Source organism: Paraburkholderia sp. Clong3 (assembly GCF_050436485.1).
GTDB classification, from domain to species: Bacteria; Pseudomonadota; Gammaproteobacteria; order Burkholderiales; family Burkholderiaceae; genus Paraburkholderia; species Paraburkholderia tuberum.
Genome location: NZ_JBNDMH010000002.1, coordinates 3,153,771 through 3,166,669, shown reverse-complemented (window position 1 = coordinate 3,166,669; position 12,899 = coordinate 3,153,771). Strand labels below are relative to the sequence as shown.

Below are 12,899 nucleotides of genomic sequence, written 5' to 3'. Positions count from 1 at the left end.
GCGCGCTTGCCGACTTGATGCCGCGCAAAGCCGCCAGCTTATTTGGCGACCGGCATCGTGAATTCGGCGCCCTTCGCGATGCTGTCAGGCCAGCGCTGCATGATGCTCTTGTAGCGCGTGTAAAACCGCACGCCTTCCTCGCCGTACGCATGATGATCGCCGAACAGCGACTTCTTCCAGCCGCCGAACGAATGCCAGGCCATCGGCACCGGAATCGGCACGTTGATGCCGACCATGCCGATCTCGATCTGCCGGGAAAACGCGCGTGCAATGCCGCCGTCGGACGTGAACAGCGACACGCCGTTCGCAAACTGATTCGCGTTGATCAGTTCGACCGCGGAGGCGAAGTCGGGCACGCGCACGACGCATAGCACCGGTCCGAAAATCTCCTCGCGGTAGATCTTCATGTCGGGTAACACGTCGTCGAACAGCGTGCCGCCGAGGAAGAAACCCTTCTCGTGCCCCGCGACCTGATGACCGCGCCCATCGACGACGAGCTTCGCGCCCGCGGCGACGCCAGCGTCGATATAGCCGAGCACCTTGTCGCGATGCGCGCGGGTGACGAGCGGCCCCATCTCGGCCGCCGCTTCCATGCCGTTGAGGATCTTCAGGCTATTCACGCGCGGCGTCAGACGCTCGATCAGCTCATCGGCGATATGCCCCACCGCGACCGCCACCGAAATCGCCATGCAGCGCTCGCCGGCCGAGCCGTAGGCGGCGCCGATCAGGGCGTCGACGGCCTGGTCGAGATCGGCGTCGGGCATGACGACGAGGTGATTCTTGGCACCGCCCAACGCCTGCACGCGCTTGCCGCGCTTCGTGCCTTCGGTGTAGATGTATTCGGCGATCGGCGTGGAGCCGACGAACGACAGCGCGCTGACTTCCGGATGCACGAGCAGCGCGTCGACCGCGACCTTGTCGCCGTGCACGACGTTGAACACGCCGTCCGGCAGGCCGGCTTCCTTCAGCAGTTCGGCGAGCCGGTTCGACGCGGACGGATCGCGTTCGGACGGTTTCAGCACGAAGGTGTTGCCGCACGCGAGCGCGACGGGGAACATCCAGCACGGCACCATCATCGGGAAATTGAACGGCGTGATGCCCGCGACCACGCCGAGCGGTTGCCGCAGATTCCAGTTGTCGATGCCGCCGCCAATCTGATCGGTGAAATCGGTCTTCAGCAGATTCGGGATGCCGCACGCGAATTCGACGATCTCGATGCCGCGCATCACCTCGCCCTTGGCGTCGGAGAACACCTTGCCGTGTTCGCGCGTGATCAGCTCCGCGAGCTCATCGTGATGACGGTCGAGCAGTTCCTTGAACTTGAACAGCACCCGCGCGCGTTTGATCGGCGCGGTTTCGCTCCAGGCGGGAAACGCGGCTTTGGCGGCAGCGACCGCGGCGTCCACCTCGGCGACGCTCGCGAACGGCACGCGCGCGCTGACGCTGCCGAGCGCCGGATTGAAGACGTCGCCGAAGCGCCCGCTCGTGCCTTCGACCGTCTTGCCGTTGATGAAATGGCTCAGCGCGCGTGCACTCGCCGCGCTGCGTGCGGCTTCGTCCTGCGCGGTTGCGTCGGAATATGTCTCGCTCATCTCGTTCCTCTTTCCTGTGAAATCTTCCGCTTCGCGCTCGATGCCGCGCGCACAAGCGTGCTGAACACCAAGCGTACGGCCCTTACGAGCGACAAATCCAATGAGTAATGCTCAACTGCGCCATAAGCCGCGCTAATATCAGCATATGGATCTGACTCTCCTCAGGGCCTTCGTCACCGTCGCACGCGAGGGCAACCTTACGCGTGCCGCGGTGCAACTGCATCTGACCCAACCTGCCGTCAGCCTGCAAATCAAGCACTTGCAGGAGACGCTCGGCGTGACGCTGTTCACGCGGAATTCGCACGGGCTCGCGCTGACACGCGACGGCCAGGCGCTGCTGCCGCACGCCGAACGCGCGCTCGGCGCGGCAGCCGACGTGCAGCGGGCGGCGCAGACGCTGCGCCAGGAAGTACGCGGGCGCCTGCGCATCGGCACCATTCTCGACCCCGAGTTTTTGCGCCTCGGCGGTTTCCTGAAGCAGCTCGTCGAGACCTGGCCGCAGATCGAAACCGCGCTGCGCCACGGCATGTCGGGCTGGGTGCGCGAACAGATTCGCGCGGGCGAGCTCGACGTCGGCTATTACATTGGCCTGCCCGCCGACGACGAGACGCGCGACGGCACCACGTTTCACGCGGTCACGCTCACGCATTTCCAGTATCGCGTGCTCGCGCCGGCGGGCTGGAAAGATCGCGTGAAGGGTGCGCGAGACTGGCGCTCGCTCGCGGCGCTGCCGTGGATCTGGACGCCGCCGGCGTCCGCGCACAACCGGCTGCTGTCGCGCTGTTTCGGCGAAGCCGGCGTGAAGCCGGTCAAGGTGGCCGAGGTGGACCAGGAGCCGTCGATGCTCGATCTGGTCAAATCGGGCGTCGGTCTCACGCTTGCGCGCGACGCAACCGCGATCGCCGAGGCGCATGCGCACGCGCTGACGATCGTCGATGGCATAACGGTGCCGACGCAGCTGAGCTTCATCACGCTCGACGAGCGCAAGGACGAGCCAGCGATCGCGGCGGCGTTGAAGCTGATCGAACAGCAGTGGGCGATTTGAGCGGGGACGGTCTGACGCGTTGCGATATGAGCCTCGCTAATGCCCGCCCTCTCCCACTTGTCCGCCGAGCTGAAACCGCTCCGTCACGAAATTTTTGCTAGATTGTCGGTTTGCGCTCGCGCAGCGCCCTCGCAGCTTTCCGTTCCGCCTGGCTTCGTCCTTCCCGGCGGCCTCCGCCCGGCAACACCAGCAACTCCGGAGCCGCCGGTCACTTCCCCCATCCACAGGAGCCTGAGATGGCACGCAACATCGAAATCAAAGCCCGCGCCCAGCATTTCGACCAACTGCGCGAGCGCGCCGCACAGCTCGCGACGGACGCGCCGCTGATCTTCCGCCAGCAGGACTTTTTCTACGACGTGCCGCGCGGCCGCCTGAAGCTGCGCCAGTTCGACGACGGCACGCCGGCCGAGCTGATCTTCTATCAGCGCGACGACCGCGACGGCCCGAAGGCGTCGTACTACACGCGCAGTCCGGTGACGAATCCCGAAGCGATGCATGCGCTGCTCGCGACCGCGCTGACCACGCGCGGCATCGTCTCGAAAGAGCGGCACGTATATCTGAGCGGGCGCACGCGGATTCATCTGGATCGCGTCGACGGTCTCGGCGATTTCGTCGAACTCGAAGTGGTGCTCGCGCAGGACGACGACGAAGAAGGCGGCCACGCGGAAGCACAAGCGATGTTCAAGCGCCTTGGCGTATCGGAAGCGGATCTGGTGCCGGTCGCGTATGTCGATCTGCTGAATGCCGACGACGAGCCGCAGCGGGCGGCATAGAGATCCCGTCACCCCAGGGCCGCGGCAAGGCATGCGCGGCTCCCTCTTCCTGTCAGTCGGCACTGCCGGCAACGGCTTCGAACCCTCAAACCGTCGCCGCCCCCGGCGCCAGATGCCCGAGCGGCAACGGCCCATTGCGCTTGAACGTGGTCAGCACGATATTCGAGCGCACGCTATCGACACCCGGCACGCGCATCAGCTTCTTCATCACGAAGGTCGACAGGTAATTCAGATCCGGCGCGACGATGCGCAGCAGATAGTCGGCATCGCCGACGACCGCGTGACATTCGAGCACTTCGGGCAGCAAGTCGATCTGGTGCTGAAACTGCTCGATGATCGAATCGCCGTGATGCTTCAGCTTCAGGCTCGTGAAAGCGGTGACGCCAAGCCCAAGCTTTTCGGGCCGCAGCACGACGCGATAGCCATCCACCACGCCGACCTGTTCCAGCCGTTGCAGGCGTCGCCCGATCTGCGACGGCGACAGCGGCACCTGCTCCGCCAACTGCTGATGCGTGGCGCGGCCGAAGCGCTGCAGCACGTCGAGCAGCGCGAGATCGAAGTGGTCGAGTTCAAGCATAGCGAAATCCCGCATTAATTTGTCATTTAACGCATGATTATTGCATATCAACCCGCATATACGCGAAACCTGCGCTCCTTCCGCACGTGCTCCGCTCTATACTCGCATACGCCGATCTCATGCAATCTGTCTTGTTACAGCAGCCTCGCCATGTCCACCGCCAGCACCGCCAAACTCAAGGAACAGTTCGACGCCGGTCTCGAGACCCGCGCCGACTTTACGATCGATCAGCCGCTTGCGCGCTACGGCACGGTTGACCATGCGGTCTGGCGACAACTGTACGCGCGCCAAACAGCCTTGCTCGAAGGCCGTGCCTGCGATGAATTCCTCGCGGGCGTCGAGCGCATCGGCCTGCCGTCCGAGCGCGTGCCGTCCTTCGAAGACATCAACGCGAAGCTCACGCCCGCAACCGGCTGGCGCATCGTCGCGGTGCCTGGCCTCGTACCGGATCAGGTATTTTTCGAGCATCTGGCGAATCGCCGCTTTCCGGTCACGTGGTGGATGCGTCGCCCCGACCAGCTCGACTACCTGCAGGAGCCCGACTGTTTTCACGATCTGTTCGGCCATGTGCCGTTGTTGATCGACCCGGTGTTCGCCGATTACATGCACGCGTACGGCCGCGTCGCGCTCGCTGCCAATGACGCGGGCGCGCTGCCGCTGCTCGCGCGGCTCTATTGGTACACAGTGGAGTTCGGACTGATCCGCGATGACGCGAGTCCGAACGGCGTGACCGAACGCGACATCGCGCTTGCCGCATTCATCGACGGGATTACCATGTAATACAAATAATTACGGGCCTTTATGCGTGTTTATGCATAACTCGCCGCGTAATCAGGTGACCATGAAAGGACAATGCAGGCAATTCCCTAGGCAAACCTTCAGTTCTACAGGCTATTCTTAAGTTGAACGTAAGCTTCCCAAGCCTGCCTTGCAATCGGGTCGAAACGATCGAGTGATAGCGACTGCTGACGCTGTACAATCAGCAGCGCATACGGTTTGGAGAGCGCGCTTGCCTCCTTGCACAGAACGTGTTCGTCGCCGCTTGAAGGTGAGCGGGTGCGCCAGAAGTTGATCGCGGCTTCCAGTTCGTGAATGCTGATCTCGGACATGACTTCGTGATGGCTGGCACGGTGCTTCGATTCGGCTCGACAGCTGCTTCGTGGCGCGTCTGCCGCCGCTTCGCACGCTGGCTGTGTAGCAGGCGCCCCGGCGAACCGCTTGCCCAAACGCCTAAACCCATTGTAATTGAGCGAAATCCATGCGACTCCTTCTGATCGAAGATGACCGCCCCATCGCACGCGGCATCCAAAGCAGTCTCGAACAAGCCGGCTTCACCGTCGACATGGTCCATGACGGCATCTTTGCCGAGCAGGCCCTCACGCAAAATCGCCACGAACTCGTGATCCTCGATCTGGGTCTGCCGGGCATCGACGGCATGACGCTGCTGTCGCGTTTCCGCCAGAGCAACCGTCACACGCCGGTGATCATCCTGACCGCGCGCGACGAACTGAACGACCGCGTGCAAGGCCTGAACTCGGGCGCGGACGACTACATGCTGAAGCCGTTCGAGCCGGCCGAGCTCGAAGCGCGTATTCGCGCGGTGATGCGCCGCAGCGGTCCGCACGGTGACATGCCGCGTCCGGAAGTGTCGCTGGGCGGCGTGCGGCTGTCGGGCGTCGACCGCCGCATCTTCAACGACGACAAACCGCTCGAACTGTCGCCGCGCGAATTCGCGGTGCTCGAAATGCTGCTGCTGCGTCATGGCCGCGTCGTCAGCAAGGCGCAACTACAGGATCATCTGACACACTTCGGCGGCGACCTCGGCGATACCGCGATCGAAGTCTACGTGCACCGCGTGCGCAAGAAGCTCGAGAACTGCCGTGTCGAAATCGTCACCGTGCGTGGCTTTGGCTACCTGTTGCAGGAAATTCGCCAGGCCGCATAATCGTCGTGAAGGCCGCGCATTGCGTCGCGGCCTGACGGCCCCGGAGCGGCGCCGCGCATCGGCTGTGCCCGCGGCGCCTTGTGCCGGGCCCCGGGCCGTATCAAGGCGCCGCGCGCCATTACTACCTCAGTTGCCACCGCAGTCACAACTTTCCCGCGCGTTCGATCATGCACCAGCCGGCCGCCAATAGTCTGCGCCGCACGCTGCTGCGGCGCCTCGCTGCTCCCCTGTCGCTGCTCGCGCTGATGAGCGGCCTGATCGCTTACTGGCTCGCATGGCAGTACACGCAGCACGTGGTCGACCGTTCGCTCGCGGACCTCGCGACCGCGATCTCCAAACAGATCCAGATTGCCGGACCGGAAGCGCCGATCACGGTGCCACCGCTCGCGCAGGCGATGTTCTCCGACCCGGTCGAACATCTGGTCTACCGGATCAGCACCGGCGACACCGAAATCGCCGGCGATCACAATCTGCCGCTGCAAGGCACCAACGTGCGCCGCATGCATTACGCCTACGTGTTCGAGACGCAGCACGAAGGCGTGACCGTGCGGGTCGCTCAGGTGCGCGTCGATCAGCCGAGCGGTAATCCGATCGTCGTCGAAGTCGGCCAGCCCGTGCATCACCGCTTCCGCATCGCCGCCGAGTTCCTCATCGCGATCATGATGCCGTTGTTGCTGCTGCTGCTAGCCGGCTGGGTGATCGTGTGGCGCGTCGTCAATCAGCAGCTCAATCCGCTGACCGCGCTCGCCGATTCGCTGAACCGGCAAACGCACACGTCGCTCGAGCCGGTCGACGAAACCTATGTGCCGGTCGAGATCCGTCCGCTGACGGGCGCGCTGAACGCGTTGCTCGATCGTCTGAAAGCCGCCCTCGACGCGCAACGCAAATTCATCGCCGATGCCGCGCATCAGCTGCGCACGCCGCTCACCGCCGTGAAGCTGCATGCGGAGCAGGCGGTCGTCGCACGCGATCCGCAGCAGACGCTCGCTGCCGTGCGCGAACTGCGCGCCGCGGCCGATCGCGCCGTGCGGCTGTCGAATCAATTGCTGTCGCTCGCGCGCGCCGAGCCAGGCGAACAGGCGGCCCGCTTCGTCAATGTCGACATGGCCGCGCTCGCGTTCGACACCGGCGCCGAATGGGTGCCGCGCGCGCTACCGGTACACGTGGATCTCGGCTTCCAGCGCCTCGACGATCCGTCCAACGATGACCCGCTGATGGCGCGCGGCAACCCTGTGCTGCTCCATGAAGTGATCGCGAATCTGCTCGATAACTCGCTGAAGTATGTGCCGCCTTCGCGGGTCGACGGCGGGCGTATCACGGTCACAGTTTCGCAGACGCTGATCGACGATCTGCGCATGGCCGAGATCGTCGTCGAAGACAACGGGCCGGGCGTGCCGCGTTCGCAGCAGGCGGATCTGTTCAAGCGATTCTTCCGCGGCGACGGGCAGACCGAGGCGGGCGTCGACAGCGGCGCGGGTCTGGGCCTCGCGATCGTCCACGACATCATGGTGCTGCATCATGGCAGCGTGCATTACGAGGACGCACCGGAGGGCGGCGCACGCTTTATCGTGAGGATTCCGTTGCTGCCGCCCGGTGCGTCCGCAGGCGCTGCCACCGCCAACGATGCCAACGCACGGCGCGCCACGAAAAAACCGGCGCACTCGGCGCCGGTCGATTTGTAGAAGGTTTGCCCGGCTGCCGCGGCGGCGTTCGCCTCAGCGCTTCGATCAGCGCAAACAGCTACCGCCGCGCACCGACCCGCGGCTCATTTCTTCTTCGATTTCTTCGCCGATTTGCTCGACTTTTCGCCCTTGTCGGCGCCTTTACCCGACTTGCCGCCGCCCTTGCCCTTCTGCGGCGGTGCCAGCATCGTGCCGCGGCACTTGCGCGCGCCGCAGCGGCATTCGTATTCTTTTTTCAGCTTTTTCGTCTGACGCGCGTCGATCACGAGGCCGTAGTCGTAAAAGACTTCCTCGCCCTCCGCGATATCGCGCAGCGCATGCACGTACACGTGTCCGTCGATTTCCTCGGCTTCGCAGTTCGGCGCGCATGAATGATTGATCCAGCGCGCGCTATTGCCGTTCACCTTGCCGTCGATGACCTTGCCGTTATCCAGCGCGAAATAAAACGTGTGATTCGGTTCAGCCGGATTATGCGGATGGCGGCGCAACGCTTCTTTCCAGGTAATCCGCTCGCCCTTGTATTCGATCAGTCGCTCGCCGGCCGCGATCGGTTCGAGAGCAAACACGCCTTTGCCGTGCACACCCGAACGGCGCACGGCGATCCTGCGTGAATTCATTGAATGAATCCTTGTGAAGAACTGGGGAATCAAATCTGGCAATCGTCAGGCACGTCGTGCGCGCGGCTTTTTTCTGACGCGAATAGCAAACGCGGCGCCCTGAAAGCGCCGCGTCGACTTGCGACGCGCACCGCGCCACAACCGGCATCCTACACGTTGTCCACGGCTTCCTTCAACCGTCAGCCGATGCGTTCGTTCAACGTGCGACGGGCGTCACCGTTGACCAAACGAAATGTCGCCGAACAGCGCTTTCTGCTCACGCGGTTGTGAACGCCAGTACTGCGGCGGCGCTTCGACGGTCGCACCGAGGTTAGCGGCGGCGTGCCACGGCCAGCGCGGGTTATAGAGCAGCGCGCGAGCCAGCGCGATCAGATCGGCATCGCCCGTTTCGATCAGCTGCTCGGCGTGCAGCGGATCAGTGATGAGTCCGACGCCGATCGTCGTCAGACCGGTTGCGTGCTTGACCGCCTTCGCGAACGGAATCTGATAGCCCGGCTCGAGCGGAATTTGCTGCAGCGGCGAGACACCGCCCGACGACACGTCGATCCAGTCGCAGCCGCGCTTTTCCAGCTCGTGTGCAAACGCGATCGTGTCTTCGAGCGTCCAGCCGCCTTCGACCCAGTCCGTCGCCGACACGCGCACGCCGACCGGTTTGTCGGCAGGAAATGCGGCACGCACGATGTCGAAGATTTCGAGCGGAAAACGCATGCGGTTTTCGACCGAGCCGCCGTAGTCGTCGGTGCGCTGGTTGGCGATCGGCGACAGGAACTGATGCAGCAGATAGCCATGGGCGGCATGCACTTCGAGCGCATCGATGCCAAGACGCGCGGCGCGCCGCGCGGACGCGGCGAACGCCTCGCGAATCCGGTTCAGGCCGACGACATCGAGCGCGAGCGGCGGCTCCTCGCCCGGCTTGTGCGGCAGCGCCGACGGCGCATGCGGCAGCCACCCGCCTTGCGACACCGAAATCAGCTGGCCGCCTTCCCACGGCACGTGGCTCGATGCCTTGCGGCCTGCGTGCGCCAGTTGCATCGTCACGCAGACGTGCGAATGCTTGCGGATCGCGGCCAGCACCGGCACGAGCGCCTCTTCGGTCGCGTCGTCCCACAAGCCGAGATCGCCGGGGGTGATGCGCCCGTCCGGCTCGACGGCGGTTGCTTCGATGCACAGCATGCCCGCGCCGGACAGCGCGAGACCGCCGAGGTGAATCATGTGCCATGCGGTCGCTTCGCCGCGTTCGGCGGAGTACTGGCACATTGGGGAGACGACGATACGATTGGGAAGCGTCACGCTACGCAGCGTGAGCGGAGAGAAAAGCGCGCTCATGGATTACGCCCAGTGAAAGCCCGAGAGCGATCGAGGATAGCACCGCACGCGGTTTACTGCATGAACGTGGCACCTGGCTGGCCGCTTACGTCGCCATTCGGCTAGCCATTCAGGCTTGCGTCTCGACGTGATCGAGCCATTCGCCGAACATGCGGCACGCGGCGGCTTCGAGCACGGGACCGTATCGGCCGGTGTCGGCGCGCAACTGACGCGCGTCGATGCCGTGGCCCGAGAGTTCGTTCGCATTCCCTATCAGCCAAGGTTCGAACCGATCGGTGCGGATCTCGGGATGACACTGCAAGCCCAGTACGTGATCGCCCCATGCGAAGGCCTGATTCTCGCAAGCCGGGGTCGATGCCAGACGGGTCGCGTTGGCCGGCAGATCGAAGGTGTCGCCGTGCCAATGCAGCATCGAGGTATGAGCGCCATCGAGATGACGCAGCGGCGAGGCGCGGCCGGCATCGGTCAGCGTGAGCGGCGTCCAGCCGAGTTCGGCCTGAGCCGCGGGGTAGACGCGCGCACCGAGCGCCCGCGCGATCAGTTGTGCGCCAAGGCAGATACCGAGTGTCGGCAGACCGGCCGCGATGCGTTTTTCGATCAACGACAGCAGCGGCGCGAGCGTGGGGTACAGCGCGTCGTCGGTAGCGCTGATGGGGCCGCCCAGCACGACCATCAGCGACGCGGCAACCGGATTGGGCGCCTCGATACGGGCAACGCCCACATCGAGATAACGGACCGGACGCCCGCGCTCGCCGAGCACGAGCTCGAGACTGCCCAGATCCTCGAAGTGCACATGGCGGATGGCGAGTACTTCCCGATTCATCGGCCTGCCCTATCTTCAGGTTGACTAACGACCTGCCGCCAACGACTTTATCCTTGCACGGCACCAGCCGGCAAGCAGGCGGCGCATACCGCCCGCCGTCGCCGGCCAGGCCATGTTAGCGGATTGCCCAGGAAGACGCCGGTTATTGGGCGAAGATCTTCCAGGTCTTCTTCTGGGTGGCGACGTCCGCCGTTTCATGCACGGAGCAGTCGAGACGCACATCGGTGTCCAACATGTTCAGGTCGAGCAGCGCGCAGTGATGCGGCGTCTTCTTCGGATTCTTGCTCGGCTGGAAATGCGTGCAGCTCAGGCACATACGATGCGACGGAATCGTGTCTTGCGCTTCGAGCTGATAGATGGTCTTGAGCAGCGTGCGATAGAACACGGACTGCTCGTCCTCGCGCAGCGTACCGACCGCCTTCGAGAGGAAGTCCGGCCATTGCGCGGCGCGTTTGGCAGCAGTGCGGCCACGCGAGGTCAGACGTACCGCGAGCGCGCGACCGTCGTCGAGTGCGCGACGCTTTTCGACGAGGCCCTTGGTCTCGAGCGTGCTGACCGCATCGCTGGTGGTCGCGGCAGTCAGCGCCGTTTCACGCGCGATTTCGCCGAGACGCATCGGCCCCTTACGTTGCATCAACAGCACGAGGATCTCGCCCTGGGTCGGCGTAAGGCCCGCGCCTTCCGCCCATTCCCAAGCCTGGCTTCGCATCGCCGTGCTCAATCGCAAGAGGCTGTGGGTCACTCGCCCGGCTGCCTGTTCTCCGTATACGCCTTCGCTCATAATCTTCGATTCGTTTATTTACCGCTTTGGTGCAATGCCGGCGGCTGCCTGCCGGAGTACACCCGTTGCGTGTGTGGGGTAGCTTCGTCCAACCGCGGATGAAACCGTTTGTACTATCTCAAAAATACACCGTCTTGGAAGCCGAAGGCGGCGAAAAACGACATTCTATGCGACAGCGGCTAATCGTACAGCTAACTTATCCAACGCGAGCTGTGGATAAGCACGGGAAAACGTTTGGACAGCCTGTGTACCGTTTTGCAACAAGCACTTGCAGCGTGTTGAACGTTTCCTCGGTTGCGCTTGCCAGGCGTGGCCGGAGCCCGTTTTACGAGCCCAGTTATCATTTCCCCAGTGCATTGACTTTGCAGGAAATTATTCAGTTGTCCACAGCCTTTGGCAATGCCTGCTTACGACTACTACGCTGGTATACGTAAGCTTTCGAAAAACCTGAAGGGTTGCGCGCGCGAAAAACCATAAAAATTTTTCTTACGAAAAAAAACCCGCACGCGGCGGGTTTCGTCGGAACGTCGCGTAGCTGGCGCACGCAAACGGTTTCATGAAGTCTTCGCGACTAGGCGCGCCATTGCAGACACTGCTGGCGTACCGCTTCGTGCAAGGACTTTTCCTGCGCAAACACACTGCGCAGCCACGTCGCGTCGTTGACCTGACCGCGCGCGATCGCGCCGACTTCGGCCAGCGCATTCACCGAGCCGAGCGCTTCCGCATGCGGTCCGATCTGTTCGAGCGTTTCGAGAATATCTTCGGAAATCGTCTTGCGTTCACCGGTTTGCGGATTGATGCAGGTGCCACCGAGTCCGAACCGGCAGGCTTCGAAACGGTTGAACGTGTAGACCAGATAGTCGTCTTCCTGCGGCATGATCGGCTTATCGAGCAACAAATGACGCGCGAGCGTCTGGATGTAGCAGGCGATCGCCGCGGCGCGATCCACCGAAAACGGTGTATCCATCACCCGGACCTCAATCGTGCCGAAGCCCGGCTTCGGACGGATATCCCAGTAGAAATCCTTCATGCTGTTGACCACGCCCGTATGGACCATCTTCGAGAAATACTCCTCGAAGCTGTCCCACGTCAGCACGAACGGCGCGCGGCCCGACAGCGGAAACGCGAACACGGAATTCAGACGTGCCGAATGAAATCCGGTATCGACGCCCTGTACGAAAGGCGACGAAGCGGACAACGCAATGAAATGCGGGATGAAGCGCGACATCGAATGCAGCAGATACAGCGCGCTGTTCGGATTCGGGCAACCGATGTGCACGTGCTGGCCGAACACGGTGAACTGCTTCGCGAGGTAGCCGTATAGCTCGGAAATATACTGAAAGCGCGGCGTATCGACGATCTGCCGCTCGCTCCATTGCTGGAAAGCATGGGTGCCGCCACCGCACAGACCGACGTTCAGATGATCGGCCGCGGACACCAGCGTGTCGCGAATCTTGCGCAGATCGGTGACCGCCTGTTCGTGCGACGTGCAGATGCCGGTCGACAGCTCGATCATGCTTTCGGTGATTTCCGGCGTGATATTGCCGGGGATTTTTTCGTCCTTGATGAGGCGCAGCAGATCCGTGCCGGCTTTGGTCAGATCATAGTCGTGCGTATTGACGATCTGCATTTCGAGCTCGATACCGAACGTGAACGGTTTCGAGTCGATGAAGGGTTCGAGTGACATGGCGTCCCCTGAGTCAGGTCGTTTGAGGCGAAGGAATTGAAAGACGGGTTC

The 12,899-nt window shown here is 63.1% G+C and carries 12 protein-coding genes and 1 pseudogene; 5 read left to right on the top strand and 8 right to left on the bottom strand.

The genetic code is table 11. The features are described from left to right. Positions 1 to 38: 38 nt before the first annotated feature. Positions 39 to 1,592, bottom strand: a complete 1,554-nt coding sequence (locus OKW30_RS18700; protein WP_429347341.1) for a CoA-acylating methylmalonate-semialdehyde dehydrogenase — start codon at positions 1,590 to 1,592, stop codon at positions 39 to 41. Positions 1,593 to 1,737: 145 nt separating this feature from the next. Here OKW30_RS18700 and OKW30_RS18695 point away from each other — a divergent pair, with 145 nt between their 5' ends. Beyond that, positions 1,738 to 2,637: a LysR family transcriptional regulator gene (locus OKW30_RS18695; RefSeq protein ID WP_187627453.1), complete on the top strand. Its 900-nt coding sequence runs from the start codon at positions 1,738 to 1,740 to the stop codon at positions 2,635 to 2,637. A gap of 236 nt (positions 2,638 to 2,873) precedes the next feature. Then, the gene (locus tag OKW30_RS18690; protein ID WP_184036867.1) at positions 2,874 to 3,410 is read left to right on the top strand and encodes a class IV adenylate cyclase; all 537 of its coding nucleotides are present in this window, start codon (positions 2,874 to 2,876) and stop codon (positions 3,408 to 3,410) included. 85 nt (positions 3,411 to 3,495) lie between these two features. Here the strand turns inward: OKW30_RS18690 and OKW30_RS18685 are convergent, their stop codons facing one another. Further along, positions 3,496 to 3,987 carry an Lrp/AsnC family transcriptional regulator gene (locus OKW30_RS18685; RefSeq protein ID WP_184069873.1) on the bottom strand — a complete coding sequence of 164 codons (492 nt, stop codon included), beginning with the start codon at positions 3,985 to 3,987 and terminating at the stop codon, positions 3,496 to 3,498. 150 nt (positions 3,988 to 4,137) lie between these two features. Between OKW30_RS18685 and phhA the strand changes: the two are divergent. Beyond that, positions 4,138 to 4,716, top strand: a pseudogene (gene phhA, locus OKW30_RS18680) (phenylalanine 4-monooxygenase); the annotation flags it as partial. Positions 4,717 to 4,871: 155 nt separating this feature from the next. Here the strand turns inward: phhA and OKW30_RS18675 are convergent. Next, the gene (locus OKW30_RS18675; protein ID WP_090802357.1) at positions 4,872 to 5,096 is read right to left on the bottom strand and encodes a DUF3717 domain-containing protein; all 225 of its coding nucleotides are present in this window, start codon (positions 5,094 to 5,096) and stop codon (positions 4,872 to 4,874) included. 149 nt (positions 5,097 to 5,245) lie between these two features. On the opposite strand from OKW30_RS18675, the gene OKW30_RS18670 reads away from it, so the two are divergent. Together OKW30_RS18670 and OKW30_RS18665 are read left to right on the top strand one after the other, a co-directional pair. Next, positions 5,246 to 5,932 carry a response regulator gene (locus tag OKW30_RS18670; RefSeq protein ID WP_013090980.1) on the top strand — a complete coding sequence of 229 codons (687 nt, stop codon included), beginning with the start codon at positions 5,246 to 5,248 and terminating at the stop codon, positions 5,930 to 5,932. A 167-nt stretch (positions 5,933 to 6,099) separates the two neighbouring features. After that, the gene (locus OKW30_RS18665; RefSeq protein WP_184069875.1) at positions 6,100 to 7,614 is read left to right on the top strand and encodes a sensor histidine kinase; all 1,515 of its coding nucleotides are present in this window, start codon (positions 6,100 to 6,102) and stop codon (positions 7,612 to 7,614) included. A gap of 83 nt (positions 7,615 to 7,697) precedes the next feature. On the opposite strand, the gene OKW30_RS18660 is transcribed toward OKW30_RS18665, so the two are convergent. The 5 genes from OKW30_RS18660 to OKW30_RS18640 all read right to left on the bottom strand — a co-directional run bounded on the left by OKW30_RS18660 (position 7,698) and on the right by OKW30_RS18640 (position 12,848). Continuing rightward, positions 7,698 to 8,231, bottom strand: a complete 534-nt coding sequence (locus OKW30_RS18660) for an SET domain-containing protein (protein WP_018418882.1) — start codon at positions 8,229 to 8,231, stop codon at positions 7,698 to 7,700. 213 nt (positions 8,232 to 8,444) lie between these two features. Beyond that, positions 8,445 to 9,557 carry an NADH:flavin oxidoreductase/NADH oxidase gene (locus OKW30_RS18655; protein ID WP_184069877.1) on the bottom strand — a complete coding sequence of 371 codons (1,113 nt, stop codon included), beginning with the start codon at positions 9,555 to 9,557 and terminating at the stop codon, positions 8,445 to 8,447. A gap of 109 nt (positions 9,558 to 9,666) precedes the next feature. Continuing rightward, positions 9,667 to 10,380, bottom strand: coding sequence for a glutamine amidotransferase (locus OKW30_RS18650; protein WP_184069879.1), 714 nt, complete (start codon positions 10,378 to 10,380; stop codon positions 9,667 to 9,669). 142 nt (positions 10,381 to 10,522) lie between these two features. Continuing rightward, entirely contained in the window at positions 10,523 to 11,161 is a 639-nt protein-coding gene (locus OKW30_RS18645; protein ID WP_184069881.1) for a MarR family winged helix-turn-helix transcriptional regulator, read from the bottom strand. A 571-nt stretch (positions 11,162 to 11,732) separates the two neighbouring features. Then, complete coding sequence (locus OKW30_RS18640; RefSeq protein WP_184036839.1) at positions 11,733 to 12,848, bottom strand: YbdK family carboxylate-amine ligase; 1,116 nt, start codon at positions 12,846 to 12,848, stop codon at positions 11,733 to 11,735. Between the last annotated feature and the right edge of the window lie 51 nt (positions 12,849 to 12,899).

Bases quoted from the DNA above. Each gene is read 5' to 3' on its own strand.
- OKW30_RS18700 (WP_429347341.1), bottom strand. From the start codon at position 1,592: ATGAGCGAGACATATTCCGACGCAACCGCGCAGGACGAAGCCGCACGC.
- OKW30_RS18695 (WP_187627453.1), top strand. From the start codon at position 1,738: ATGGATCTGACTCTCCTCAGGGCCTTCGTCACCGTCGCACGCGAGGGC.
- OKW30_RS18690 (WP_184036867.1), top strand. From the start codon at position 2,874: ATGGCACGCAACATCGAAATCAAAGCCCGCGCCCAGCATTTCGACCAA.
- OKW30_RS18685 (WP_184069873.1), bottom strand. From the start codon at position 3,987: ATGCTTGAACTCGACCACTTCGATCTCGCGCTGCTCGACGTGCTGCAG.
- OKW30_RS18675 (WP_090802357.1), bottom strand. From the start codon at position 5,096: ATGTCCGAGATCAGCATTCACGAACTGGAAGCCGCGATCAACTTCTGG.
- OKW30_RS18670 (WP_013090980.1), top strand. From the start codon at position 5,246: ATGCGACTCCTTCTGATCGAAGATGACCGCCCCATCGCACGCGGCATC.
- OKW30_RS18665 (WP_184069875.1), top strand. From the start codon at position 6,100: ATGCACCAGCCGGCCGCCAATAGTCTGCGCCGCACGCTGCTGCGGCGC.
- OKW30_RS18660 (WP_018418882.1), bottom strand. From the start codon at position 8,231: ATGAATTCACGCAGGATCGCCGTGCGCCGTTCGGGTGTGCACGGCAAA.
- OKW30_RS18655 (WP_184069877.1), bottom strand. From the start codon at position 9,557: ATGAGCGCGCTTTTCTCTCCGCTCACGCTGCGTAGCGTGACGCTTCCC.
- OKW30_RS18650 (WP_184069879.1), bottom strand. From the start codon at position 10,380: ATGAATCGGGAAGTACTCGCCATCCGCCATGTGCACTTCGAGGATCTG.
- OKW30_RS18645 (WP_184069881.1), bottom strand. From the start codon at position 11,161: ATGAGCGAAGGCGTATACGGAGAACAGGCAGCCGGGCGAGTGACCCAC.
- OKW30_RS18640 (WP_184036839.1), bottom strand. From the start codon at position 12,848: ATGTCACTCGAACCCTTCATCGACTCGAAACCGTTCACGTTCGGTATC.